The organism is Modestobacter sp. SYSU DS0290, from assembly GCF_054050955.1.
In genome coordinates this window covers 220,981-242,606 of record NZ_JBJHAI010000001.1, presented here as the reverse complement: position 1 = coordinate 242,606, position 21,626 = coordinate 220,981, and the positions used below count along the sequence as shown (strand labels likewise).

Annotated in this window: 20 protein-coding genes and 1 tRNA gene; 14 read left to right on the top strand and 7 right to left on the bottom strand. The window is 74.9% G+C overall.

Translation table 11 applies throughout. The annotated features are described in order from the left end of the window. Positions 1-32 precede the first annotated feature (32 nt). Positions 33-959, bottom strand: coding sequence for an SMP-30/gluconolactonase/LRE family protein (locus tag ACI795_RS01230; protein WP_457073239.1), 927 nt, complete (start codon positions 957-959; stop codon positions 33-35). A gap of 54 nt (positions 960-1,013) precedes the next feature. On the opposite strand from ACI795_RS01230, the gene ppc reads away from it, so the two are divergent. Then, positions 1,014-3,803: a phosphoenolpyruvate carboxylase gene (ppc, locus tag ACI795_RS01225; RefSeq protein ID WP_457073237.1), complete on the top strand. Its 2,790-nt coding sequence runs from the start codon at positions 1,014-1,016 to the stop codon at positions 3,801-3,803. Between the two features lie 51 nt (positions 3,804-3,854). Here ppc and ACI795_RS01220 read toward each other — a convergent pair whose 3' ends face one another. The 3 genes from ACI795_RS01220 to ACI795_RS01210 are packed head-to-tail and all read right to left on the bottom strand — an operon-like array spanning position 3,855 to position 6,915. Beyond that, complete coding sequence (locus ACI795_RS01220) at positions 3,855-5,012, bottom strand: aminotransferase-like domain-containing protein (protein WP_457073235.1); 1,158 nt, start codon at positions 5,010-5,012, stop codon at positions 3,855-3,857. 24 nt (positions 5,013-5,036) lie between these two features. Next, the gene (locus ACI795_RS01215) at positions 5,037-5,528 is read right to left on the bottom strand and encodes a DUF1648 domain-containing protein (protein ID WP_457073234.1); all 492 of its coding nucleotides are present in this window, start codon (positions 5,526-5,528) and stop codon (positions 5,037-5,039) included. A 4-nt stretch (positions 5,529-5,532) separates the two neighbouring features. After that, the gene (locus tag ACI795_RS01210) at positions 5,533-6,915 is read right to left on the bottom strand and encodes an FAD-dependent oxidoreductase (protein ID WP_457073233.1); all 1,383 of its coding nucleotides are present in this window, start codon (positions 6,913-6,915) and stop codon (positions 5,533-5,535) included. Between the two features lie 79 nt (positions 6,916-6,994). Between ACI795_RS01210 and ACI795_RS01205 the strand changes: the two genes are divergently transcribed. Together ACI795_RS01205 and ACI795_RS01200 are read left to right on the top strand one after the other, a co-directional pair. Then, entirely contained in the window at positions 6,995-7,303 is a 309-nt protein-coding gene (locus tag ACI795_RS01205) for a putative quinol monooxygenase (protein ID WP_457073231.1), read from the top strand. A 37-nt stretch (positions 7,304-7,340) separates the two neighbouring features. After that, positions 7,341-7,907: a mycothiol transferase gene (locus ACI795_RS01200; RefSeq protein ID WP_457073229.1), complete on the top strand. Its 567-nt coding sequence runs from the start codon at positions 7,341-7,343 to the stop codon at positions 7,905-7,907. Between the two features lie 131 nt (positions 7,908-8,038). On the opposite strand, the gene ACI795_RS01195 is transcribed toward ACI795_RS01200, so the two are convergent. The 3 genes from ACI795_RS01195 to ACI795_RS01185 form a co-directional block, all read right to left on the bottom strand. Next, positions 8,039-8,848 (bottom strand): Fpg/Nei family DNA glycosylase, encoded by an 810-nt coding sequence (locus tag ACI795_RS01195; RefSeq protein ID WP_457073228.1) that lies wholly within the window; start codon positions 8,846-8,848, stop codon positions 8,039-8,041. A 121-nt stretch (positions 8,849-8,969) separates the two neighbouring features. Beyond that, a complete protein-coding gene (locus ACI795_RS01190; protein ID WP_457073226.1) occupies positions 8,970-10,334 on the bottom strand; it encodes a cryptochrome/photolyase family protein in 1,365 nt (454 codons plus the stop codon). A gap of 55 nt (positions 10,335-10,389) precedes the next feature. Continuing rightward, entirely contained in the window at positions 10,390-10,710 is a 321-nt protein-coding gene (locus ACI795_RS01185; RefSeq protein WP_457073224.1) for a GNAT family N-acetyltransferase, read from the bottom strand. A 604-nt stretch (positions 10,711-11,314) separates the two neighbouring features. Between ACI795_RS01185 and ACI795_RS01180 the strand changes: the two genes are divergently transcribed. From ACI795_RS01180 to ACI795_RS01130, 11 genes are all read left to right on the top strand, one after another. Then, positions 11,315-12,556, top strand: coding sequence for a quaternary amine ABC transporter ATP-binding protein (locus ACI795_RS01180; RefSeq protein WP_457073223.1), 1,242 nt, complete (start codon positions 11,315-11,317; stop codon positions 12,554-12,556). Further along, the gene (locus ACI795_RS01175; protein WP_457073221.1) at positions 12,549-13,556 is read left to right on the top strand and encodes an ABC transporter permease; all 1,008 of its coding nucleotides are present in this window, start codon (positions 12,549-12,551) and stop codon (positions 13,554-13,556) included. The genes ACI795_RS01180 and ACI795_RS01175 overlap by 8 nt, the downstream gene beginning before the upstream one ends. A gap of 93 nt (positions 13,557-13,649) precedes the next feature. Then, complete coding sequence (locus ACI795_RS01170; RefSeq protein WP_457073220.1) at positions 13,650-14,576, top strand: glycine betaine ABC transporter substrate-binding protein; 927 nt, start codon at positions 13,650-13,652, stop codon at positions 14,574-14,576. A 124-nt stretch (positions 14,577-14,700) separates the two neighbouring features. Further along, a tRNA-Arg gene (locus ACI795_RS01165) sits at positions 14,701-14,773 on the top strand. Positions 14,774-14,956: 183 nt separating this feature from the next. Then, positions 14,957-15,235 (top strand): hypothetical protein, encoded by a 279-nt coding sequence (locus ACI795_RS01160; protein WP_457073218.1) that lies wholly within the window; start codon positions 14,957-14,959, stop codon positions 15,233-15,235. A gap of 61 nt (positions 15,236-15,296) precedes the next feature. Beyond that, on the top strand, positions 15,297-16,103 hold the full coding sequence (locus ACI795_RS01155) for a sulfotransferase family protein (RefSeq protein WP_457073217.1): 807 nt from the start codon (positions 15,297-15,299) through the stop codon (positions 16,101-16,103). Positions 16,104-16,216: 113 nt separating this feature from the next. Next, positions 16,217-16,747 carry a hypothetical protein gene (locus tag ACI795_RS01150; RefSeq protein ID WP_457073216.1) on the top strand — a complete coding sequence of 177 codons (531 nt, stop codon included), beginning with the start codon at positions 16,217-16,219 and terminating at the stop codon, positions 16,745-16,747. Positions 16,748-16,806: 59 nt separating this feature from the next. After that, complete coding sequence (locus ACI795_RS01145; protein ID WP_457073214.1) at positions 16,807-17,175, top strand: hypothetical protein; 369 nt, start codon at positions 16,807-16,809, stop codon at positions 17,173-17,175. Between the two features lie 24 nt (positions 17,176-17,199). Further along, positions 17,200-17,646 (top strand): SRPBCC family protein, encoded by a 447-nt coding sequence (locus ACI795_RS01140; protein WP_457073212.1) that lies wholly within the window; start codon positions 17,200-17,202, stop codon positions 17,644-17,646. Positions 17,647-17,711: 65 nt separating this feature from the next. Next, complete coding sequence (locus ACI795_RS01135; RefSeq protein WP_457073210.1) at positions 17,712-18,875, top strand: FIST signal transduction protein; 1,164 nt, start codon at positions 17,712-17,714, stop codon at positions 18,873-18,875. Continuing rightward, positions 18,872-21,610, top strand: a complete 2,739-nt coding sequence (locus ACI795_RS01130; protein WP_457073208.1) for a putative bifunctional diguanylate cyclase/phosphodiesterase — start codon at positions 18,872-18,874, stop codon at positions 21,608-21,610. Before ACI795_RS01135 ends, ACI795_RS01130 begins: the two co-directional genes overlap by 4 nt. Positions 21,611-21,626 lie beyond the last annotated feature (16 nt).

The following is a 21,626-nucleotide window of genomic DNA, read 5'->3' as shown; positions in this document are numbered from 1 at the left end:
CCCGGGCCCCCGGCGGCGTGGCCGCCGGGGGCTCAGGCCTCGCGCAGGCCGGTGAGCGGGCCGCGGTAGGGGTACGCCGCCGGGCCGCTCACCCCGGGCCGGGCGGTGAACAGCCGCCCGGCCCCCGGCTGCGCGGTGCGGGCGGCGTAGTCCAGCCCGTGCGCGGAGGTGCTGATCACCAGCACGTCCCGCTCCGGCCCGGCGAAGCAGCAGCTCGTGGCGTTCTCCGTGGGGACGTCGACGACGGTGAGCAGCTCGCCGTCGGGGGACCAGCGGCGCACCGCGCGCCCGCCCCACATCGCCGTCCACACGCAGCCCTCGTCGTCGACGACCAGCCCGTCGGCGACGCCGGTCGAGCCGTCGAACCGCAGGAACTCCCGGCGCCCGGTCAGGGCGCCGGTCTCCAGGTCGTAGTCGAAGGCCCACACGACCGAGTCGCCGGAGTCGGACAGGTAGGCGGTGCGGTCGTCGGGCGACCAGCCCAGGCCGTTGGAGATCGTGAGCCCCGGCAGCGCCACGGACACCGTGCCGTCGAGGTCGACCCGGTAGAGCGTGCCGGCGCCCGCGCGCTCGTCGAAGGCCATCGTGCCGGCGTAGAAGCGGCCGGCGCGGTCGCAGGCGCCGTCGTTCATCCGGGTGCCACCGGCCTCGGTCGAGCCGCCCTCCGCGGACAGCTCCAGCAGCACCCGCGCCTCGCCCTCGGGGGAGAGGTGGGTGAACCCGCCACCGGCGCCGAGCAGCCACCCACCGTCGGCGGCCGGGACGACGACGCCGACGGTGTCCCCGCCGCGGTGCGCGGCCAGCTCGGCGACCGTGCCGTCGCCGGCCACCCGGCCGCGGCGGACCAGGCCGGCGGTGATGTCGACCCACAGCAGTTCGCCGCGGGCGGCGTCCCAGACGGGGCCCTCCCCGTGCTCGGCGGGGGTCGGGTCGGCGGCCGTGGCGGTCAGTCCGGTCATGCGGTGATCGTGCCCCGTCACCCGCCGGACACACCCACCCCGGATACTCGTCCCGTGTCCGAAGCCACTGTCGACGTCGCCGACCTCCGCACCCCGGGAGCATCGGCCCTGCCCGACGACCGCACCGACGAGGTCCAGCTCCGTGACGACATCCGGCTGCTGGGCCGGGTGCTCGGTGAGGTGATCGCCGAGCAGGCCGGCCCGGAGGTGCTCGAGCTGGTGGAGTCCACCCGCGTCGAGGCGTTCGAGATCCGCCGCGACGAGCGGGACCGCTCCCAGCTCGCCGACCGGCTGGCCAGGCTGGACCCGCGCAGCGCCAACCACGTCGTCCGGGCCTTCAGCCACTTCTCGCTGCTGGCCAACATCGCCGAGGACGTGCACCACGAGCGGCGTCGCCGGCACCACCGGCGCGAGGGCTCCCCGCCGCAGAAGGGCAGTCTGGCGGCGTCGCTGGAGCTGCTCGACCAGGCCGGCCTGGACGGCGCCACGGTGGCGCGGGAGCTGGCCGGTGCCCTGGTCGTCCCGGTGGTCACCGCGCACCCGACCGAGACCCGCCGGCGCACCATCTCCCAGGTCCAGCGGCAGGTCAGCGAGCTGATCCGGCACCGGGACGCCGACGACCCGGCGTGGTCGGCCCGGCTCTCCCGCGAGGTGCTCACGCTCTGGCAGACGGCGTTGCTGCGGCTGAGCCGGCTGCGGCTGGCCGACGAGATCGACGAGGCGCTGCGCTACTACGAGCTGTCGCTGTTCGACGTCGTCCCGGCGATCAACACCGAGCTGCGCCACGCGCTGCGCGAGCGGTGGCCCGACGCCGACCTGCTGCGCGAGCCGATGCTCCAGCCGGGCTCGTGGATCGGCGGGGACCGCGACGGCAACCCCTTCGTCACCGCCGACGCCGTCCGCCGGGCCACCACCCGGCAGGCGGCGACGGCGCTGGAGCACCACCTGGCCGAGCTGCTCGCGCTGGGCGCCGAGCTGTCGATGTCCGACCGGCTGGTCCGCCCGACGCCGGAGGTGTACGCGCTGGCCGACGCCGCCCGGGACGACTCCCCGTTCCGCGCCGACGAGCCCTACCGCCGGGCGCTGCGCGGGATGCACGGGCGGCTGGCGGCGACCGCGCTGCGGGTGCTCGGTTCGGTGCCCGGCCAGCAGCCGGAGATCGTGCTCGACCCCTACGCCGCGCCGGAGGAGCTGCTGGCCGACCTGACGACCCTGGACACGTCGCTGCGCAGCCACGGCGCGGGCGCGCTGGCCGACGACCGGCTGGCCCGGCTGCGCGACGCGGTGGAGGTCTTCGGCTTCCACCTGTGCGGGCTGGACATGCGGCAGAACTCCTCGGTGCACGAGGAGGTGCTCGGCGAGCTGCTGGCCTGGGCGGGCGTCTGCGAGGACTACTCCGCCCTCGACGAGCAGCAGCGGGTCGAGCTGCTGACCGGTGAGCTGCGGATGCGCCGGCCGCTGGTGCGCCGGGACGCCGAGCTCTCCGAGCTGGCCCGCGGCGAGCTGGACCTGCTGGTCGCCGCCGCCGAGCAGGTGGCGCTGCTCGGCCCGCGCACCATCCCGAACTACGTGATCAGCATGTGCGAGTCGGTCAGCGACGTGCTCGAGGTCGCCGTCCTGCTCAAGGAGGTGGGCCTGCTCGACCCCGACGGTGCGGACGGCCCGCGCTGCTCGGTGGGGATCTCGCCGCTGTTCGAGACGATCGACGACCTGCAGGCCGCCGGCGCCACGCTGACCGCGATGCTCGACCAGCCGCTGTACCGGGCGCTGGTGGCCAACCGGGGCGACCAGCAGGAGGTCATGCTCGGCTACTCCGACAGCAACAAGGACGGCGGCTACCTGGCCGCCAACTGGGCGCTGTACCGGGCCGAGCTGGCCCTGGTCGAGGTGGCGCGGGCCAACGGCATCCGGCTGCGGTTGTTCCACGGCCGCGGCGGCACCGTGGGGCGCGGCGGTGGCCCCAGCTACGAGGCGATCAAGGCACAGCCGCCCGGCTCGGTCGCCGGCCAGTTGCGGATCACCGAGCAGGGCGAGGTGATCGCGGCCAAGTACTCCACCCCCGACCTCGCCCGCCGCAACCTGGAGGCGCTGGTCGCGGCCACGCTGGAGTCGACGCTGCTGGACACCGAGGGCCTGGACGACGACGCCGAGGAGACCTACGCGCTGCTCGACGACCTCGCCGAGCGGGCCCGCCGGGCCTACAGCGCGCTGGTGCACGAGACCCCGGGCTTCGTCGAGTGGTTCCGCGCGGCCACCCCGATCCGGGAGCTGGCCGAGCTGAACATCGGCAGCCGCCCGCCGTCCCGCAAGGCCGGCGACAAGATCACCGACCTGCGCGCGATCCCGTGGGTGTTCAGCTGGTCCCAGACCCGGATCATGCTGCCCGGCTGGTACGGCACCGGCTCCGCCCTGGAGTCCTGGGTGGACGGCGACCCCGAGCGCCTCGCCCGGCTGCAGGACCTGCACCGGCGCTGGCCGTTCTTCCGCACCGTGCTGTCCAACATGGGCATGGTGCTGGCCAAGACCGACCTGGAGCTCGCCGCCCGGTACGCGTCCCTGGTGCCCGACGCGGAGCTGCGCGACCTGGTGTTCGGGCAGATCACCGCCGAGCACGAGCGGACCGTGCGGATGCTGCTGGCGATCACCGGCGACGACCGGCTGCTGGCGGACAACCCGGCGCTGGCCCGGTCGATCCGCAACCGGTTCCCCTACCTGGAGCCGCTGCACCACCTGCAGGTGGAGATGCTGCGCCGCCGGCGGGCCGGGGACGACGACGAGCTGGTCCGCCGCTGCATCCAGCTGGCGATCAACGGCGTCGCCACCGCCCTGCGCAACTCCGGATGACACACCCCCGGGGCGGGCTTTCCGTACAGGAAGCCCGCCCCGGGGCCGTTGTCAGCGGCGGGCGGCCTCGATGGCCTCGGCCAGGCGGCGGACGCCCTCCTCGACGTCGCCGGGCTGCACCGCGGAGAAGGCCAGCCGGAACGCGTTCTCCCCGCCCTCGAGCAGGAAGTCGGTGCCCGGCACGATCGCCACCCCGCGGGCCGCGGCCTCGGTGGCGATCCGGGCGACGTCGTGGCCCTCGCCGGCCGGCAGCGACACCCACAGGAAGTAGCCGCCGTCGGGACGGCGGAAGGTGGCCTGCGGCAGGTGCGTGCGCAGCGCCCGGTCCAGCAGGCCGACCCGCTCGGCCAGCGCCTTCTTCACCGTCTCCAGCGCGCCGGCGTACCGCGGCCCGGTGACGAACTGGAAGACCGTGCCCTGGGCGACCATGTTCGGCGCGATGTAGGTGTTCGTGGCCCGCACCCGGATCTTCTCGATCAGTGCCGGCGGCCCGACCAGGTAGCCCACCCGGATGCCCGGGCAGACGGTCTTGGAGAACGAGCAGGCGTACACCACGTGCGTGCTGTCGGCGCCGCCGTCGAGCTCCAGCATCCGCGGCAGCGGCTCGCCGCTGAACCGGATGTCGACGTAGGGGTCGTCCTCGAACACCAGGAAGTCGTACTCGTGGGCCAGCTCCAGCAGCCGGCGCCGCTTCTCCAGCGACAGCGTGTAGCCGGCCGGGTTCTGGAAGTTCGGGATGACGTGCGCGAACGCGGGCCGGACGCCGCTGCGCAGCAGCTGCTCGATCTCGTCGACCGCGACGCCGTCCTCCTCCAGCGTGACCAGGTGCAGGTCGCCGCCGCGGTTCTTCAGCCCCAGCAGGGTGCGGTCGTAGGTCGGCCGCTCGGTGACCACCGCCGCACCCGGGGTGACCAGCTCGTCGAAGAGGAACGCGTCGGCCTGCATCGACCCGTTGGTGACCAGCACGTGGTCCTCGGGCACGCCGTGCTGCTCGGCGATCCACCTGCGCAGCGGCACGTAGCCGATCGCCGTCCCGTAGCCGGTCATCCCGGCCGGGTCGGCGTCGAACGCGGCGACGGCGGCGTCCTTGAGGCCCTGCACGTCGACGATGTCGGTCGACGGGGCGCCACGGGCGAAGGAGATCGTCGTGGTGGCGGGCTTGGTCGCCGGGTCGGTCTCGGGCGTCTGGTCGGTGGTGGGACCGGTCACGCCGTCGAGTCTGCCGTACCCCCGCTACTCGTGACCTGGGGGCCGGTACCGCCGGAGCCACAGCCAGACGCACCAGGCGGCCGTGCCGGCGACGAAGAGCGCCAGCGCGCCGAAGAACCAGCCGTCCAGCCCGGTGCCGGCGATGGCGGCCCGCCCGATCAGGGTGAACGCCGTGGAGAGGAAGACCATCGTGGCCGCGCCGAACCAGCAGGTGTCGCTCGCGATCCGGCGGCGCAACTCGGCCTCGTGCTCGGGGCTCTTCCAGTACCCGGCGTGCGGCACGTTGACCAGCTCCAGCGGCAGCCGCCGGGACCACCGGGCGAACCCACCGCAGACCCCGGCGATCAGCGCGCCGACCAGGACGGCGACGACCAGGAGCTCCGCACGCGAACCCGTGCGGTCCACCTGACCGCGTGCGCCGAAGTGCAGCGGCACCATGTCGGGCAGGGTCAGCGCCAGCACGCCGACGACGACGGCGTACAGCAGGCACGAGACGGCGAAGATGCGGGCGGCCACCCGGTCAGCGTGCCGCAGCGGCCGCCCGGACCGCCGCCAGCAGCGCCTCGCGCTCGTGCAGCGTCGTGCGGTCCCGCCCGCGGGTGGCGCCCAGCGCGATCTCGGCGGCGTCGATCGCCCGCCAGTCGGCCAGCAGCACCGGCTGCAGCCCCCGGGCCAGCAGCGTGCGCACCAGGTCGTCGGGGTCGCCGCCGGTGTGCAGCCGCCCCGCCGCGGCGTCGGCGAGCAGGCCGGCCACCGTCTCCCGGGCGTCGTGCTTGTTGGTGCCCACCACGCCGGTCGGTCCGCGCTTGATCCAGCCGGCCACGTACTCACCCGGGCTGACCACCCCCTCGCGCAGCACCCGGCCCGCCTCGTGCGGCACCGTGCCGCCGTCCAGCGGCAGCCCGGCCAGCGGGTGCCCGCGGTAGCCCACCGAGCGGACCACCAGGTCGGCCGGGACGACGTCCAGCTCGCCAGTGCCGGTGGCCCGACCGTCGGCGGCGACGGTGGTCCGCTCGACCTCGACGCCGGTGACCCGGTCGGTGCCCAGCAGGCGCACCGGGCGGGCGTGGAAGCGCAGCCGGACGACGGGCCGGCCGGGCTCGGCGGTGTGCCCGGCGTACTCGTGCAGCACCGCGAGGTTGCGGGCCACGTGCCGGTCGTCGGCGGCCAGCGCGTCGTCGCCGGGGTCGGTGAGGTCGGCGGGGTCGACGAGCACGGTGGCGGCGGCGAGGTGCCCGAGTTCCCGCAGCTCCTGGGTGGTGAAGGTGGCCTGCGCCGGGCCGCGGCGACCCAGCACCGTCACCCGTTCCACGGGCGCGGCGGCGAGCGCGTCGAGCACGTGCTGGGGCATCTCGGTCGGGTCGAGCTCGGCCGGGGAGCGGACCAGCACCCGGGCCACGTCGAGCGCCACGTTGCCCACGCCGACCACGACGACGTCCCGGGCCCGGGCCACCACCTCCTCGACCCGCACCCGGTCGGCGTCGGGGTGGCCGCAGTACCAGGCGACGACGTCGGTGGCGGCGAGGCTGCCGGGAAGCTCCTCGCCGGGGACGCCCAGCCCGCGGTCGCCGGCCGCGCCGTAGGTGTAGACGACGGCGTCGACGTGCCGGCGCAGCTCGGCCACCGGCAGGTCGGCGCCGATCTCCACGTTGCCGACGAAGCGCACCCGCTCGTGGTCGAGCGTGTGGTGCAGCGTCTCGCGCAGCGCCCGCATCTTCCGGTGGTCCGGGGCGATGCCGTGGCGGACCAGCCCGAACGGGGTGGGCAGCCGGTCGATCAGGTCGACGGCGACCGGGACGTCGTCCTGCGCGGCCAGCGCCTCGGCCGTGTAGATGCCCGCGGGGCCGGCGCCGACGACGGCCACCCGCATCGGGCGCGGTCCGGTCCCGCTCGGCTCCGCCACGTCTGGCATCGTCGTCCTCCCGGCGGCCGTGCGCCAGGTCACTCGGCGCCGCCGCCCCCCCCGACCCCAGGAGGTCCGTGTGTCGTTCGTCATCGTCGCCACCGTCCACCCCAAGCCCGGCACCCGGGACGCCATCCGGGAGGCCCTGCTGGCCGCCGTCCCGCAGGTGCACGCCGAGCCCGGGTGCGAGCTGTACTCGGTGCAGGAGGACGAGGAGGGCTTCGTCTTCGTCGAGCGCTGGGCCAGCGAGGAGGCGATGGCCGCGCACGGCCAGGGTGAGGCGCTGCGCACCATGATGGCGACGATCTCCGACTCCCTGGCCCAGCCGCTGGCCGTGCGCGTGCTGCGCCCGCTGCCGGCCGGCGACCCGGAGAAGGGCGCCGTCTGACCTGGTGACCGTCGGTGCCCGGGTGCAGGGTGTCGGCATGACCGACGACCCGCCCTGGGTGCCGCCGATGGCCGGTACCGAGGTCGAGCACCTGCTCGGCTCGCTCGACCGGCTGCGGACGACCTTCCGCTGGAAGGCCGACGGCCTCGACGCCGTCGGTCTGCGCGCCCGGATCGGCGCCTCGTCGCTGAGCCTCGGCGGCCTGCTGTCCCACCTGGCCGCGGTGGAGGCGCTGTACTCCACCCACCGGCTCAGCGGGGCGCCGATCGGCGCGCCCTGGGACCCGAGCCGCTGGGACACCGCCGAGGGCTGGGCGGAGACCTGCGCCGGGGAGGGCACCCCGGCCGAGCTCTACGCACTGTGGGACGACGCCGTCGCCCGGTCCCGGGAGCGCGTCGCGGCCGCGCTGGCCGACGGCGGGCTGGACCAGCTGGTGCACACCGGGTGGCCCGACGGCCGGCGGATCAGCCTGCGCCGGCTGCTGTGCGACCTGCTCGAGGAGTACGGCCGGCACACCGGCCACGCCGACCTGCTGCGCGAGGCGGTCGACGGCCGGGTGGGGGAGGACCCGCCCGACGACTGGCGCCCGGTCGGCGCCCGGTGACCGGCCCGGAGGCCGCCGTCCTGGAGGTCACCTGCGGCGGGGGGATGGTCCCGGTGCGTGCCCGCATCCGGAGCACCACCTGGACGCCGTCGTCACGGTGCACCTGACCGTGGTCGGGCGGGCCTGAACCGCTAGACGGCCTGGCAGGTGGGGCACCAGTAGAGGTTGCGGCCGACCATCTCCTGGGTGCGGATCTCGGTGTCGTCGATCCGGCAGGGCAGCCCGGTGCGCCGGTAGACGTAGTGCGCGTCGGCGAGCTCGGCCGGGCCGCGCCTGCGCTCCCGGTCGGCTCGCTCGGTGGTGACGATCCGCCCCTCGCGCACGCCGGCCCTCATCAGCGTCACCAGATCGGCCCACATCGCCGTCCAGGTGGCCTCGTCGACGTCCTTGCCGAGCCGGAACGGGTTCACCCGGTGCCGGAACAGGATCTCGGCGCGGTAGACGTTGCCGACCCCGGCCAGCACCTCCTGGTCCATCAGCAGCGCGCCGATCGGCGTCCTCGACCGGCTGATCCGGGCGAAGGCCTTCCCCGGGTCCGACCGGCGGCGCAGTGGGTCGGGGCCCAGCCGGCCGAGGACCGCGGAGACCTCCGGCTCGGTGATCACCTCGCACACGGTGGCGCCGCGCAGGTCGGTCCACACCCCGGCGCCGTCCGGGCCGTCGCCCTCCCAGCGCATCCGCAACGCGCCCTTCGGCGGCGGCGGTGTGCCGGTGCCGGTCGTGTACTTCCCGTAGAGGCCCAGGTGCACGTGCACGGTGTCCGGCCCGAACCGGGCGAACAGGTGCTTGCCGTAGGAGGTCACCTCGTCGAGCACCCGGCCGTCGAGCAGCTCCGCGCCGGCGGTGAACCGGCCCTGCGGGCTGGTGACGTGCACCGGGCGTCCGGCGAACAGCTCGTCCTGCTCCTTCGCCAGCCGGAACAGGGTGTGGCCCTCAGGCACGGGCACCTCGCACGATCACGCCGTCCAGCTTCACCTGCGGGAGAACCGTCTGCCACGGCGGGCCCCGTGCTCTCGGTACAGGAAGCACCGGGCTTTCGGTGCAGAAAGCCCGGGGATCGGGTCAGCGGCGGGTGGCGCGGGCGTAGCGGTCCAGGGCGACCTGGCGCTCGTGGGCGTGGTCGACGACCGGCTCGGGGTAGCCGGCCGGGACGCCACCGGGTGCGGTCCACGGCTCGTGCACGTGCTTCGCGTCCAGGTCGCGCAGCTCGGGCACCCAGCGCCGCACGTACGTGCCGTCGGGGTCGAACTTCTTGCCCTGCGTGATCGGGTTGAACACCCGGTGGTACGGCGAGGCGTCGGTGCCGGTGCCGGCGACCCACTGCCAGCCGTGCTGGTTGCTGGCCAGGTCGCCGTCGACCAGGTGCTGCATGAACCAGCGGGCGCCGAGCGTCCACTCCTGGTGCAGGTCCTTGACCAGGAACGAGGCGACGATCATCCGCACCCGGTTGTGCACGTAGGCCTCGCCCAGCAGCTGCCGCATGCCGGCGTCCACGATCGGGAACCCGGTGCGCCCGGCCTGCCAGGCGGCGACCAGCTCGTCGGCGTCCGGCCCGGAGTCGTAGCCCATCGTCTGCAGCTCGGGCTTGAGGTACTCCCGCGCGGACTCCGGCCGGTGCCAGAGGACGTCGGCGTAGAAGTCCCGCCAGGCCAGCTCGTTCGCGTAGCTGCGCGCCGACTCGGAGTCCTCGGTGGAGAGGTCGGCCAGCAGCGTGCGGGGGTGGATGCAGCCGTACTTGAGGTAGGCCGAGAGCCGGCTGGTGCCGTTCGTCCCCGGGGTGTTCCGGCCCTCCGCGTAGCCGAGCAGCCGCTCGTCGCGGAACCGGTCCCAGGCCGCGGTCGCCGCGGCCTCGCCGGCCGGCGGCAGGGTGACGCCGGCCAGGTCCGGGGCCGGGGGTGGCTCCGCGGACCGGACGCCGGTGGCCCACGGGACGTCGTCCGGGCGGGCAGCGGGGGAGTGCCAGCCGTGCTCCCGCCAGGCGCGCGCGAACGGGGAGAACACCCGGAACGGCGTCCCGTCGCGCTTGACCACCCGGCCCGGGGCGACGGCGTACGGGGAGCCGGTGCGGACCAGAGGCACGTCGCCCAGCGCCTGCTCGACCGCGGCGTCGCGGCGGCGGCCGTAGGGCCCGGCGTCGGCGGTGACGTGCACGGTCGAGGCCCCGACCTCGGTGGCCAGCGCGGGCACCACCTGCGCCGGGGCGCCGGAGCGGAACACCAGGGCGCCACCGGTCTGCCGGCGCAGGTCGGCCAGGCAGTCGAGCAGGAACCGGCGCCGAGGCTCGCCGGACGGGCCGTAGAGGTGGTCGTCGAAGACGAACACCGGCACCACGTCGCCGCGTGGTCCGGCCGCGTCGAGCGCCGCCAGCAGAGCCGGGTGGTCGCCCAGCCGGAGATCGCGGCGGAACCAGAGCAGCGCGGTCGGCACCCGGCCGAGCCTAGGGACGACCGCGGGTCACCGCCGGGTCACGCCGCGAGTGCGCTCAGTGGTCGGCGGTCTCCAGGCCGAACATCGGCCTGTCGTCCTCGGCGACCAGGTCGAGCTCGTCGGGGTGCTCGACCAGGTACTTGCGGACGAACGAGCAGTAGGGGAGCACGGTCAGCTGCCGGTCCCGGGCGGCCACCAGGACGTCGTGCACCAGGCGGGTGCCCAGACCGCGGCCGCCCATCTGGGGGTCGATCTCGGTGTGCGGCAGGGTCATCGAACCGCCGTCGACGTGGTAGCTGGCCAGGCCGACGACGCGCTCGCCCTCGCGGATCTCGAACCGCCCCTTCTCCGGGACGTCCACCACCGTGATGTCCATCTGCTCTCCACCTCCCGCGCCACCGGCGCCGTTGCCGGGGGCTCGCACGTGCTGAGACAAGGTAACGGTCGCAGCGCGTTGCCGCCCGCTCCTGTTCCGACGCGTCGCGGGGCCGGGACGTTCCCGCGACGGGCGCCGCGCAGGCTGAGCGGCGGCGCGGAACGACGCCGGGTCACGAACGGATCACGGGCCGCCCGTGCCGTCGCCGAGGCCGGAACCGGCGAACCGGCAGGCCAGGGGCGAGTCCCGGGGTCGATCGCGGCATGTGGACGTCCGCCGGCCGCATTGCGAGCCCATGACGGAATGGTTGCTGGTTGCCTGCTGGGGCCGTTCCGTCCCCTCCGCGCTGCTAGCGTCGGCCGGCAAGTTGGACACGGGTGAGTCCGGCCAGGACGTGGCCCCACCCGGCGTTCGTGGCCGACACCGACGTTGCGCGTAGACGGTTCACGTCGTCACCGGAGGAGCGGTGGCGGTGCACCCGTGGGCGCCGCCGGATGAACGCGGTACCGGGTGCAGCCCGCCGACCGCCCGGCCCCGCGGGCAGAGTCGCCCCACCGAACGCACGGCCTCCTGGCCGGTCCACGCCCGACGACGAGAGGTGACCGTGCCCGCAGTTCATGCCGAGGGGCTCTACAAGGTCTTCGGACGCCGTCCCGAGGACGCCGTCCGGCGGCTCCAGGACGGCGCATCCGTCGCCGAGGTCCGCGAGCGGGGGGCGACCCCCGCCGTCGTCGACGTCGGCTTCACCGTCGAACCGGGCGAGATCTTCGTGGTGATGGGGCTCTCCGGCTCCGGCAAGTCGACCTTGATCCGGATGCTCAACGGACTGCTGGAGCCGACCGCCGGCCGGGTGACGATCGGGGACGCCGAACTGACCTCCCTGGACGCCCGCGGCGTGCGCCGCCTGCGCCAGGAGCGGATGAGCATGGTCTTCCAGCACTTCGCGCTCTTCCCGCACCGCTCCGTGCTGGACAACGCCGCCTACGCCCTCGAGGTGCGCGGTGTCGACCGCCGCACCCGCCACGCCCGGGCCCGCGAGGCGCTGGCCGAGGTGGGGCTGGCCGACCGGGCGGACGCGCGACCCGACCAGCTCTCCGGCGGCATGAAGCAGCGGGTCGGCCTGGCCCGCGCGCTCGCCGCGGAGACCGACCTGCTGCTCATGGACGAGGCGTTCAGCGCGCTGGACCCGCTGATCCGCCGGGAGATGCAGGACCAGCTGCTGGACCTGCAGTCCCGCCTGGGCAAGACGATCGTGTTCATCACCCACGACCTCAACGAGGCGATGCGGCTGGGTGACCGCGTGATGGTGATGCGCGACGGGCGCGTGGTCCAGCTCGGCACCCCCGAGCAGATCCTGGACCAGCCGGCCGACGACTACGTGGCCTCGTTCCTGGCCGACGTCGACCGCGGGCGGGTCTTCACCGCCGAGCACGTGATGGCGCCTGCCCCGGTCGTGGTGCCCGGGACCGCCTCCCCGGCGGCCGCGCTGGACGCCATGCGCGCCCACCACGCCCCGGCGGCGCTGGTGGTCGACGGGCTCGGCCAGCTGACCGGGACGGTCGGCCTGCGGGCTGCCCAGGCCGCGGTCGATGCCGGGCAGCCGGCCCTCAACGGTGCCGTTCACCCGTCGGTGACCGTCGGGCCGGAGACGCGGCTCGCCGACCTGCTCGTGTCCGCCGGCCAGGACGAGCAGCCGGTCGCCGTGGTCGACGACACCAACCGGCTGCTGGGCGTGGTGCCACCCACCGCGGTGCTGGCCGCGCTCGGCGGCAGGACCGGAGCGGCCGAGCCGACAGCGCCGGAACCGTCGACCGGCGGCGCGACGAAGGGAGACATCCGTGGCTGAGCCGACGCTGCTGGCGGCGACCGACGACGGAACGGGGCCGCTGCCGCGGATCCCGCTGGGCGACTGGGTCGCCACCGGGTTCGACTGGGTGGACGACCACCTCGGTCCGTTCTTCGACGCCTTGAGCTCGGTGACCGAGAGCGCCGTGGACGGGCTGGCCGACGGTCTGCTGTTCCTGCCCCCGATCGTGCTGGCCGTGCTGCTGGCCGGGCTCGGCGGGATCGTGCGGTCGGTGCGGTTCGCCCTCCTGTCACTGCTCGGGCTGCTGCTGGTCATCGGCGTCGGGCTGTGGGAGGAGGCGATGGTGACCCTGGCGTTGATCCTGGTCGCCACCGTCGTCGCGACGGTGATCGCCGTCCCGGTCGGCATCGCCGCGGCCAAGAACGACCGGGTCAGCGCCGTCGCCAGGCCGGTGCTCGACTTCATGCAGACGATGCCGGCGATGGTCTACCTGATCCCGGCCGTGGTGTTCTTCGGGATCGGCATCGCCCCGGGCGTCGTGATGACCATCATCTTCGCCCTGCCACCCGGCGTCCGGCTCACGGAACTGGGCATCCGGCAGGTGGATCCGGAGCTCGTCGAGGCCGGGTACGCCTTCGGCAGCCCACCCGGGCAGATCCTGCGCCGGGTGCAGCTGCCGCTGGCGCTGCCCACGATCATGGCCGGCATCAACCAGGTGATCATGCTGGCGCTGTCCATGGCCGTGATCGCCGGATTCGTGGGCGCCGGTGGGCTGGGCGGCCTGGTGATCACCAGCATCTCCCGGCTGGACATCGGCCTCGGCTCCGAGGCGGGCCTTGCCGTGGTCATCCTCGCCATCTACCTGGACCGGTTGACCGGGGCGTTCGGCCAGCGGCGGGGTCGGTTGGCCGGCTTCCGCACCTTCCTCGGGCGGGGGAGCAGCACCACCTCGCGCGCCGCGCAGCCCCCCGCTCAGCAGCCCACGACGCAGCAGCCCACGGCGCACTCCGAGACGCCGCAACCCGAACCTGCCCGGTGACCGCACGGGCCGCCCACCCCGTGGGCGGCCCTCCGTGGACCGGAGCACCAGTGGTGCCGGGGCACTCGACCGGCACCCGTACGAGAGGAACAGATGAACAAGCACCTGACCACCCGCACCACCCGGATCGCCGCCGGCCTCGCCGCGGTCGCCCTCACCGCGACCGCCTGCGGCGGGGACAGCGACACCGACGCCAGCGCGGACGGCGGCGCCACCAGCGGCGCGGCCTGCGAGTCGGTGGACCTGGGCTTCATCCCGTCCTGGACCGACGGGCTGAGCATCGCCTGGCTGTGGGACGGCATCCTCGACGAGCAGGGCATCGAGGTCGAGATGACCGAGATCGCCGACGCCGCGCCGCTCTACGCCGGCCTGGCCGGTGGCGACGTCGACGTCTACCCCTCCGCCTGGTCCGAGGTCACCCACGCCGACTACATGGCCGAGTACGGCGACCAGCTCGAGGACCTCGGCGCCTGGTACGACGGCGCGAAGCTGACCTTCGCCGTCCCCGAGTACACCGACATCTCCTCGATCGAGGACCTGGCCGGCAACGCCGAGATGTTCGACGGCCGGATCGTCGGCATCGAGCCCGGTGCCGGGCTGACCCGGACGACGAAGGAGAGCGTCATGCCGGCCTACGGGCTGGAGGGCGACTACACCCTGGTCGAGTCCTCGACCACGGCGATGCTGGCCGAGCTCCAGTCGGCCACCGAGGCCAACGAGGACATCGTCGTCACGCTGTGGCGGCCGTTCTGGGCCAACAGCGAGTTCCCGGTCAAGGACCTCGAGGACCCGCAGGGTGCGCTGGGTGACGCCGAGGGGCTGCACACCCTGGCCACCGAGGGCTTCTCCGACCGGTGCGCCGACGTCGCGTCGATGATGGAGAACTTCTCCCTGACCGACGAGCAGTACGGCTCGCTGGAGAACATGGTCGTCAACGAGTACGGCGAGGGCCGTTACGCCGAGGCCGTCGACGCCTGGCTCGAGGAGAACCCGGACTTCGTGGACTCCCTGCAGAGCTGATCGTCCGCCGCGTCCACCGCGGCGACAGTGAGGGGCCCGACGGCGACGCCGTCGGGCCCCTCGCCCGTCCCGGCCCCGCGCCTCGTCGGGCGCGGGCGGGCCGCATGCCAGGATGGACGCCGCCGCCCCCGTAGCTCAGGGGATAGAGCATCGGTTTCCTAAACCGTGTGCCGCAGGTTCGAATCCTGCCGGGGGCACCTCACGACGCGAGGCCGCGGGCCTGGCCCCGCGTCGTCCGGCGACGTACGCTGCCGCCGTGGCCGGGCTGCTGATTACCTGCGGGCTCGCCGGCGGGTGACCCTCGTGCCGGCGGGTCCGTGAGCTCTGCTCCCGAGGGCGCCCCCCGCCGACCGGAGTCCAGTGGACTCGGAGGTATCCCCGTGTTCCCACGCCACAGCCACACCCCGAACGCCGCCGTCCTGCACGTCCTGGTCGCCGACCTGCCCGGCGTCCAGCGCGTCCTCACCCTGCTGATCGGTCGCAACCACACCCTCACCCGGTGCGACGCCGAGGAGGCCGGCGCCGGGCGGTGGAGCGTCCGGCTCGACGTCATCGCCGACCCGGACGAGCTCGACCTGCTGGAGGCGCGGCTGCACCGCATCCCCAGCGTGCTGACCGTCGACGTCCGCTCCCGCGGTGCGCTCGCCGCGACGGCCTGACCGCCCCGCCCGGATCAGCTCGCCTGGCGGCCGCCCCGGCGGGCCGGGAGCATCACCCTCCGTGCCACCGGAGACCCTGCCGCGGTTGTTCGTCCTCGGCTGCCCGCGCTCGGGCACGACGCTGCTGCAGTCCTTCCTCGCCGCCCACCCGGCCGTGCAGGCGTTCCCGGAGACCCACTTCTTCTACCGGCTCCCGGCCGACCTCGACGCCCTCGTGGCGCCGGACCTGGCGCGCGACCTGCCGGGGATCGCCGGCTTCCTCGGCCGGCCGGGGATGCACTGGCCGGAGCCCGCGACGGGACGGGCCACGGCGGAGGCGTTCCTGGCGACGGCGGAGGAGGTGACCCGGTCCCGGGGCCGGACCACCTGGGTGGAGAAGACCCCGGCCAACCTCTACGCGGTCGACCGCATCCAGCAGCTGGTGCCCGGCGCCCGGTTCCTGCACATCGTGCGGGACGGCGCCGACGTCGCGGCCAGCCTGTGCTCGGTCTCCGCGGGGTGGGGGAGCAGTTACACCCCCGACCAGGCGGTCGACCTGTGGGCCGAGTGCGCGGCGATCACCGCCGAGCACCGCGGCCGGCCCGGGCACACCGTGCTGTCCTACGCGCAGCTGGCCCGGCACCCCGAGCAGGTCCTCCGCTCGGCCTGCGCCGACGTCGGCCTGCCGTACGACCCGGCGATGGTCGCCGGGCGGGCCGGGGCGGCGCAGGCGCTGATCAAGGACTTCGAGACCTGGAAGGGCGACAACATCGGCCCGCTGGTGCACCGCCCCCGGGAGAAGTTCGCCCAGGTCTTCGACGTCGAGACCCAGCGTCGGGTGGAGAAGCGGGTCGCCGAGGTCGTCGTCCCCGAGCTCGCCGCCGACTAGGTTCGGCAGCGAGCGGTCGCGAGCAGCCCAGGCGTCACCAGCGGTGACGGAAGGGAGTCGGTGTGCGAGAAGCGGGGAGACCGAGCTGGCAGATCGTCGTCGACCATCCGCAGGTGCTCGCCATCGCGCTGTACATCCGGGACGTCGCCGGCTTGGTCAGCGAGACCGGCCCGGCCGACCTGCCCGGGGTCTCACCGCCGGTCGCACGCAGCGAAGCCGCCTCCGCCCCCGCCGGGACCAGGGCGGACTGGGACGCATGGTGGTCTCGCGCCCTCACCACCGGGCCGGGGGCAGTGGTGGAGCTGCAGCCGCCCGACTTCCCGGCGTTCGACGCAGCCCCGGCCGTGCAACGGCTGCTGCGGCAGCACTTCGACGTCGCCGTGCGCTGGTCGAGCAACGGCAGGCGCGACCATGCCGAGTACATGATCGGCCGCCGGCTGCCCCTCGGGGAGTTGGTCGCGGAGGTCGAGCTGGCCCTGGGACGACCGGCCGAGCCGTTCACCCTGCGCATCGACGAGGTCCCCGTCGCCGGTCGGACGTGGCGACGGGTGGCGGACGCGCACGTCCTCGTGTCACCGGGGCTGCTCCGGGACCCGACGGCGCTGGTGACCGAACTCCGCCCCGTGGTGCAGGAGCTGGCCTGACGCCACGCACGGCCGCCTGAGCAGGAGCACCGGGCACCGCGGCTGGTTACCGTGCAGGGATGGGTGCGGTGATCGCGGTCGTCGTGGTGCTGGCCCTGCTCGGCGTCATCGTGGCCTTGGGTGCGGTGGCGCTGCGCGGCCCGGGCGGGCCCCCGGCGCTCAACGACCGTGATCGGGCCCTGCGCGCCCAGGCGATCGCCGCGGCGCGCTGGACGACCGCCCACGACGAGGTCGACGGCGTGACCCGGGTGTTGCTGCGCCGGGCCTGCACCGGCCCGGACGGACGGCCCGAGGTGCTCGAGGAGCGGGTCTTCGAGACGTTCCCGGCCCGTGACCCGCTGTGGGAGGCCCGCTTCACCGAGGCGATGGCCGGCGCCCGGTTCCGCTGCCAGTACCTCAACAACGAGGAGGGCCTGGGCGGGGCCTGACCCCGGCGGGGGAGGATGGCCGGCATGGGTCAGGTCGTCGCCACCACCGAACGGATCGTCCGCGCGCCCGCCGAGCAGGTGCGCGCCGCGCTCGCCGACTACGCCGTCACCCGCCCGCGGATCCTCCCCGAGCAGTACAGCGAGTACCGGGTGGACGCCGGCGGGACCGGTGCCGGCACCCGCGCGCACTGGCGGCTGCAGGCGACGTCCAAGCGGGCGCGGGTGCAGGACGTCACCGTCAGCGAAGGTCCCGACGGCTCGCTGGTGGAGACCGACGCGAACTCCAGCATGGTCACCACCTGGCGCGTCTCCCGCGCCGACGACGGGGTGAGCACGGTGCGGGTGACCAGCACCTGGACCGGCGCCGGCGGCGTCGGCGGGTTCTTCGAGCGGACCTTCGCACCCAAGGGGCTCGGCCGGATCCACACCGCGGTGCTCGACCGGCTGGAGCAGGCCGTCACCACCGGCTGAGCGGTCTCCCCCCTGGGGATGAGGCCCCCGTCAGGGAGCCGGGGGCACCTGTCGACAACACCCCCGTGAACGCTCTCCGACACGGCACCGGGCTCAGCTCGGACCCGGACGCCACCGAGGCCGGCCGCGCCGCCGCCGCGGCGGCGGTCGCCGGGCTGCCGTCGGGGAGCCCCGCTCTCGTGCTGGTCTACACCTCGGTCCGCTACGACCTCACCGAGCTGCTGGCCGGTGTCCGCTCGGTGACCGGCGACGCCCCGCTCGTCGGGGCCTCCAGCTGCGGGCACTTCGCCGGCGCGCAGGTCGCGGGCCCGGGCACCGGCGTCGCCGTCCTGGTCCTCGCCGGTGGGGACTACCGCTTCGGGGTCGGCTGGGCCGAGGGCATGAGCACCCGGCCCACCGAGGTCGGTGCCGAGGTGGTCCGCGCCGCGCGCGCCGCCAGCGGCGACCACGACCTGCCGCACGCCGCGCTGCTGCTGCTCACCGACGGCCTGGTCGGCGGCCAGCAGTCGGTCGTCGCGGGGGCGCACCGGGCGGCCGGGGCCAGCGTGCCGATCGTCGGCGGGACCGCCGGTGACGACTGGCAGCTGACCCGCACCAGCGTCCTCGTCGACGGCGCCGCCCGTACCGACGTCGCCGTCGGGGTGTGGATCGCCTCCCCGCGCCCGCTGCACGTGGCCACCGCGCACGGCTGGGCCCCGATCGGGCCACCACAGCTGGTCACCCACGCCGAGCAGGCCGTCATCCACGAGATCGGCGGCCGGCCCGGTGCCGCCGTCTACGGCGAGGCCGTCGATCGGGACGAGTTGCTGCGCCGCGGGCTCAGCGAGGCTGCCGTCGAGAGCTCCTACGCCCTCGGGGTCCTCGAACCCGACGGGTCGCACCTGGTCCGGGCGGTCTTCACCGCCGAGTCCGGCGACCTGACCTGCTTCGAGCCCGTGCCCACCTTCGCCGCCGTCCAGGTGATGAGCGCCGAGCGGGACGTGCTGCTCTCGGTCGTCGACGACGTCGCCGCCCAGGCGCTGACCACCGGACAGGAGCGGGTGCTGCTCACCTTCGACTGCGCAGCTCGGCAGTCCATCCTCGGCGACGACGTCGTGGCGGAGATCGACCGGCTGCAGCGCGCGGCGGGCGAGGCCACCGCGTTCGGGCTCTACACCTACGGCGAGTTCTCCCGTTCCCGCGGCGCCGGTGGCGTGCACAACGCCACCCTGACCGCGCTGGCGTTGTGACCGCCGACCCCGCTGCCCCGCCCCGGCTGCGGTGGCGAGGCAGCTCGGCAGCAGCCGAGCCGGAGTCCGGCGAGCTGTGGGCGATGATCGCCCAGGCGCAGTCGGCCGCACAGGACGCCTACCGGCACTCCGCCGGCCTGGTCCGCATGCTGGACGTCATCGGACAGGGCGGGAACCCCGAGCAGCTGGCCGCCCGGGCGGTCGAGGCGCTGTCGGAGGTCTTCTCCGCCGACCTCGTGCTGTGGGGGCGCACCGGCCCCGACGGGATGGACGTCGCCGCCGCCTGCGGTTTCGGGGACCAGCACGCCATCGCCCTGCCGGAGCTGCCCGGTGCCGCCGACCTGTTCACAGCCCGCACCCCGGTGACGTGGTCGCCCCCGCCCGGCGCCCGCCCGCCGGTCGTCGCGGGGGTGGCCGTTGAGCAGGTGGTGCTCGTCCCGGTGGCGATGGGCGACCAGCCGGGGCCGGCGCTGCTCCTGCTGTTCTCCACCCCGTCGGGCCTGGGCCCGGCCGACCTGCTCATGCTGCGCGCCATCGCCCAGCGGCTGCGCTCCTCCCTGGAGGACGCCGACCGGCGGCGCACGGTCGAGCGGCTGGCCGCCGCGGGCTCGCGGCTCACCCGCCACCTCACGCGCCAGCCGCTGCTGGAGGAGGCGGCACGGATCCTCGCCACCGTCAGCGACGCCCGCTGGACGAGCGCGGTCACCGTCGAGAACGGCGTCGCGTCGCTCACCGCCCGGGCGGCGTGGCCGGATGGCGACGTCGCGCTGTGGCCCCGCCCGGTCCAGGAGCTGCGGGCCTGGCCGGCGGCCTGCCGCGGTGAGCCGCACGTCATCCACGACATGGCCGCCGGCCCGGGTGCGCTGCCCGCACACCTGCGGGGTGACGGCCGGGCACTGCTGTGCATCCCGGTGGTCGTGGACGCCGAGCCGGTGGCGCTGCTGTACGCGGTCGACCCCCGGCCCGGGGCCTTCACCTCCGCCGCGGTGGACGCCGCCTGCCTGCTGGCCGGCTACGTCGCCGCGGCCCTGGTCAACGCCCGGCTGTACTCCGCCCTGGCCGACAGCGAGTCCCGGCTGCGGGTGCTCACCGACGCGATCAGCGACATGGTCGCCGTCGTCGAGCGGCCCGGCACGGTCCGCTGGGCGTCCCCGTCCTACGCCCGCGGGCTGGGCGCCGGCCCCTCGGAGCTGGTCGGCACCGACTGGCTGGACCGGGTGCACCCCGACGACCGCACCGCCGTCCGGGAGGCGCTCGCCGCCTGCCCGGACGTGAGCAGCGTCGAGCACCGGCTGCGCCAGGGCACCGATGACTGGGCCTGGGTGGAGACCCGGCTGGCGGTCGCCCCCGGCGACGCCGACAGCACCGTGCTGTCCTCCCGCTTCGTCGGCGAGCGCCGCCGGCTGGAGGACGAGCTGCGGCTGCAGGCCACCTCTGACCCGCTCACCGGCCTGGCCAACCGGGCCCTGGTGCGCCGGGTGCTGGCCGACCGGCTGGCCGGGCCGCGGACCGGCCCGGTGGGGGTGCTCTTCTGCGACCTCGACGAGTTCAAGGCGGTCAACGACCGGCTGGGCCACGAGGCCGGGGACGACCTGCTGTGCCAGGTGGCCGACCGGCTGCGCGAGTGCCTCCGCCCCGGCGACCTGCTGGCCCGCCTCGGCGGGGACGAGTTCGTCGTGGTGCTGGCCGACGACGCGGACCGGACCGTGCTGGCCACCGTCGGGGAGCGGATGCTGGGCGCGCTGCGCCGGCCGTTCTCCCTCGACGACGAGCTGGTCCGGATCGGGGCCAGCGTCGGCGGTGCGCTCGGCGACCGGGCCGGCCCGGCGGCGGTCAGCGACCTGCTGCGCGACGCGGATGCCGCGATGTACGAGGCCAAGCGGGCCGGGCGCGGGCGGGTGCAGGTCTTCGACGCCGCCGCCGCCCAGCGGTCGGTGCAGCGGCTCTCGCTGCGCCAGGAGGTGCAGGGGGCGCTGGCCCGCGGGGAGCTCCGCGTGGTCTTCCAGCCGATGGTCGCGCTGGCCAACGGGCGGCTCGAGGGCGTCGAGGCGCTGCTGCGCTGGCGGCGCCCCGGCGTCGGCGACGTCCCGCCGGACGTCTTCGTGCCGCTGGCCGAGGAGACCGGCGCGATCGGCCCGATCGGCGACTGGGTGGTCGAGCAGACCTGCCACGAGCTGGCCCGCTGGCGCGCCCTGCCCGACGCCGAGCACCTGCGGGCGTCGGTGAACCTGTCCGCGGTCCAGCTGGAGGACCCGCTGTTCGTGGACCGGGTGCTGGACACCGTGCGGCGGCACGGCGTACCTCCCGGCTCGCTGCGGCTGGAGGTCACCGAGAGCCTGGAGAAGACCGCCGGCCAGCTCGCTGAGCTGCACCGGCTGCGGGCCGCGGGGGTGGGCCTGGTCCTCGACGACTTCGGCGTCTCCTACTCCAACCTGGCGCACCTGCGCGACCTGCCGGTCGACACCCTCAAGATCGACCGGTCCTTCGTCGCCGAGCTCGGGACGGACGGCGACGACGCCCGGCTGAGCACCGGCATCGTCCGCGCGGTGCTCGCCCTGTCCGAGGCCGCGGGCCTGGCGGTGATCGCCGAGGGCGTGGAGACCGAGCCGCAGCGCGACGCGCTGCTGCGGCTGGGCTGTCGCACCGCCCAGGGCTGGCTGTTCGCCCCGGCGGTCGACGCCGACGACGTCACCGGGCTGCTGGTCGACGGCGGCGTGCTGGCCACCGCCGGCTGAGCCACCGCGGCACGGG